The sequence below is a fragment of the Effusibacillus sp. SKA8 genome, assembly GCF_058273125.1.
Map to the genome: position 1 here is coordinate 1 of NZ_JBZCSF010000030.1, position 3,001 is coordinate 3,001.

Genomic DNA, 3,001 nt, shown 5'->3' on the forward strand with positions numbered 1-3,001 from the left:
ACAGTTAATTGAAGAGCCTTGTAAGGGTTTTCTGTGAGCAACATAATAACAGGTTGAACTAAAGTTCGCACTCCAGAAAGAAAAATTTTTTGTTTATTCGACTTAAAAAATCTTATAGTTTTGCAATATGTTTATTGCCACACAAACTACTAGATTTTTTAAGGAGGCAATGAAATGAATAAGCAGGAAGAAAAAGTAAGAGCAAGATTAGAGGAACATATGGATGTGGGGATGTCTGTTCTTGGAATGGAGTGTCGAATAGGGTTATTGATTCGTCATTTGGAAACCTACGTTAGTTCTCTGAATGAGGAACAAAAGAGAGAGGTTGATATCTCACACCTAATCAACCACTTTGACATGAGGCATAAGTTCTACTATTTGCTAAGGGTATATCTTGAAATGGTTATCATACATGAAGATTTTAGCAATAAAAAGAAAATTATTGATTCTATTATTGAGACCGGAAAAGCAATTTTCGATGACAATGTTACTATAAAATTTCCTGAAGGTAAAGATATCCCGCAAATTATAAACAGTGCTTTGAAGGAATTAGATTTAACATCTTTTATTGGGCTAATGTTAATAGCCTTTGAAGAAGGGAGTGATATTGATATCCTTATGAATTACAAGGTAGTATTCGGTGATTTTGGGGCTTAATACTTGTAAAAACCCATATTCAGGTAATATAGTAAAAATCACGCCAAGGAAACACAACAAGCTAAGAATTGAAAAAAGGGGTTTGCAACATGAACCATGTAGATAAGACTGCTCTCATCATTCCTACACAGGAAGAACTTAAAAAACTTGAAGCAGCCAGAACACTTGCGAACCTTATTATGAAATATGCTGAAAAAATGTTTAAGGAAAAATAACAAGAAAAATGCGGATAGGTGCTGGCTATGTACCTATCCCTTTTCTTAATTGGGGAGGATGCCATATGGAAAAGGTAAAATATGCTGCAATTTATACGCGAGTTAGTACAGAAGAACAAAGAAATGAAGGATGCTCACTTGAAGCCCAACAAGAAGAACTTGTTAACTATGCACAAAGAAAGGGGTACACGATCTATGATGTGTACTCTGATGGTGGATATTCGGGCAAGGATTACAATAGACCTGAAATTCAACGATTGTTTAGAGACATGACCGCCAATAAGTTTGAAGCAATCATTGTTTGGCGGCTCGACCGACTTTCCAGAAGTAATAAGGATATTCTAACCCTCATTGATGATGAACTAACGCCTAGAGGTATAAAGTTGCTTGTAAGTACATGTGACATTGATTCATCTACCATTGAGGGTAAAATGTTCATTAGTCTTCAAGGTACATTCGCCGAATATGAACGAAATGTAATAATAAATAGGGTTAAAGCAGGAATGAAAAAGAGAGCAAGCAATGGAGAGTTTAATGGGGGGATAATGCTTGGGTATGATGTTGTTGATAGAAAACTCGTACCTAATGAGGCAGAGGCGAATATTGTTAGGGAAATTTTTGAACTTAGAGCAGAAGGACACGGGTACAAGACAATTGCAAATATAATGAATAGTAGCGGTCACAAAACAAAAAAGGGAAACAATTTCAGTACCATAGCAATTAAAACGATTTTGAATAACAAGGAATATGCAGGATTAAATACATGGGGGAAGAAAGAGGACTGGAACATAAAGCGCAGGAAAGGCAAGGTAGATGTAATGCCTGAACGTAAAGGAAGTCATCAACCTATAATTTCTATGGAACTATGGGAGAAAGTTCAAGCTGTGAATAAGGCTAATGCTGAAGTTTTTACCCCTATCAAATCTTTTAGCGGTAACTTTTTCTTATCCGGTGTCTTGAAATGTCCTGTATGCGGTGCTGGAATGGTTATGAGTAAGAACAAGAAGCGGGGGGATAAAGGTTTTTATCGTTACTATATGTGCCAGGCATACCACCAAAAAGGAAAAGCAGCGTGTTCTTCAAATCTTGTTGTTGCGGATTGGATAGAGCAGGAAGTATTAAATGTGCTGAAAGAACTTATAGCCGATATGGATTTAGTTGAAGATATTTTAGACAAAATTGATGAAGGATACAAAAGGGATAAAACCCCCTTAGAAGCAAACCTTAATGAACTGAACCTTAGGAAGGCTGAACATGAGAAAAAAATAAACAGTCTTGATGAAAAGTATCTTGCCGGGGAACTGGAAGTAGCCAATTTCAATCGACTTTCGAGTAAACTTCAGTCCGAGATTGACGAAATGACCGAAATGATAGAGAAAGTTGAAAGAGAACTAACAAAACTTCAATCAAGGGTGGATATTAACGCCAATTTAGTGGTGGAAATATTGGCGAACTTCAACGAACTGTTTGATCTAGCTGATGAGCAGGAGAAGAAAGAGTTGATTAGGGCAATTATTAAGGAGATTCATGTGTCCAAAGATAGGAAAGAACTTAAGCAAATCTCCCTATGGCTCGGTGACGATATATGTTTACCAGCAAAAAAGGAGCGCAGAACCGTATCATAAGTGAGGCGAATTCAGTTAACTTTTTTGGACAAGAAAAGCTGAAATAGAAAGTCTATAAGTTCAAACTCCTCGAACAAAAAGAGGTAAAATAACAAAACTCGCTCAAAATTAAATGCTGTAGCGGTGTAGGAGTTTTTCCTACCCCTTTTTCGTTGTGAAAAAAAGAGGGGGCAAACGTGAACATATGCGTATATTTACCCCGAAAGTTGAAAGGAAGATATGGGAAACTACAAGGACTATATCAAAAAAGCAAAGAATCCAACAAGTATACAGCGTTACATTATTGGGCTTGGCTCAAGAACCACATCTTGATCCCACATCTGAAAATTTCTGCTCGCAATACTCTCGCGTTTCCCTCAAGCCCTATGATTTCCACAGTTGGCAAATGGTCAAGTAGGCTTCCAGTGACTTCCCCAAAAACCGGAAAGTCACCCGAATCAATCCTCCTGACTGCATGAACTGAATACACCCGTTTCTGCAGCATACCATTCGATATGAGCCAAT

The 3,001-nt window shown here is 37.4% G+C and carries 3 protein-coding genes; all 3 read left to right on the plus strand.

The features are described 5' to 3' along the window. Positions 1–174 precede the first annotated feature (174 nt). The 3 genes from AC4ED1_RS14490 to AC4ED1_RS14500 all read left to right on the plus strand — a co-directional run bounded on the left by AC4ED1_RS14490 (position 175) and on the right by AC4ED1_RS14500 (position 2,497). Positions 175–657, plus strand: a complete 483-nt coding sequence (locus AC4ED1_RS14490) for a hypothetical protein (RefSeq protein ID WP_490939838.1) — start codon at positions 175–177, stop codon at positions 655–657. 89 nt (positions 658–746) lie between these two features. Then, entirely contained in the window at positions 747–872 is a 126-nt protein-coding gene (locus AC4ED1_RS14495; protein ID WP_490939839.1) for a hypothetical protein, read from the plus strand. 65 nt (positions 873–937) lie between these two features. Further along, complete coding sequence (locus AC4ED1_RS14500; protein WP_490939840.1) at positions 938–2,497, plus strand: recombinase family protein; 1,560 nt, start codon at positions 938–940, stop codon at positions 2,495–2,497. The last annotated feature ends 504 nt before the right edge of the window (positions 2,498–3,001 follow it).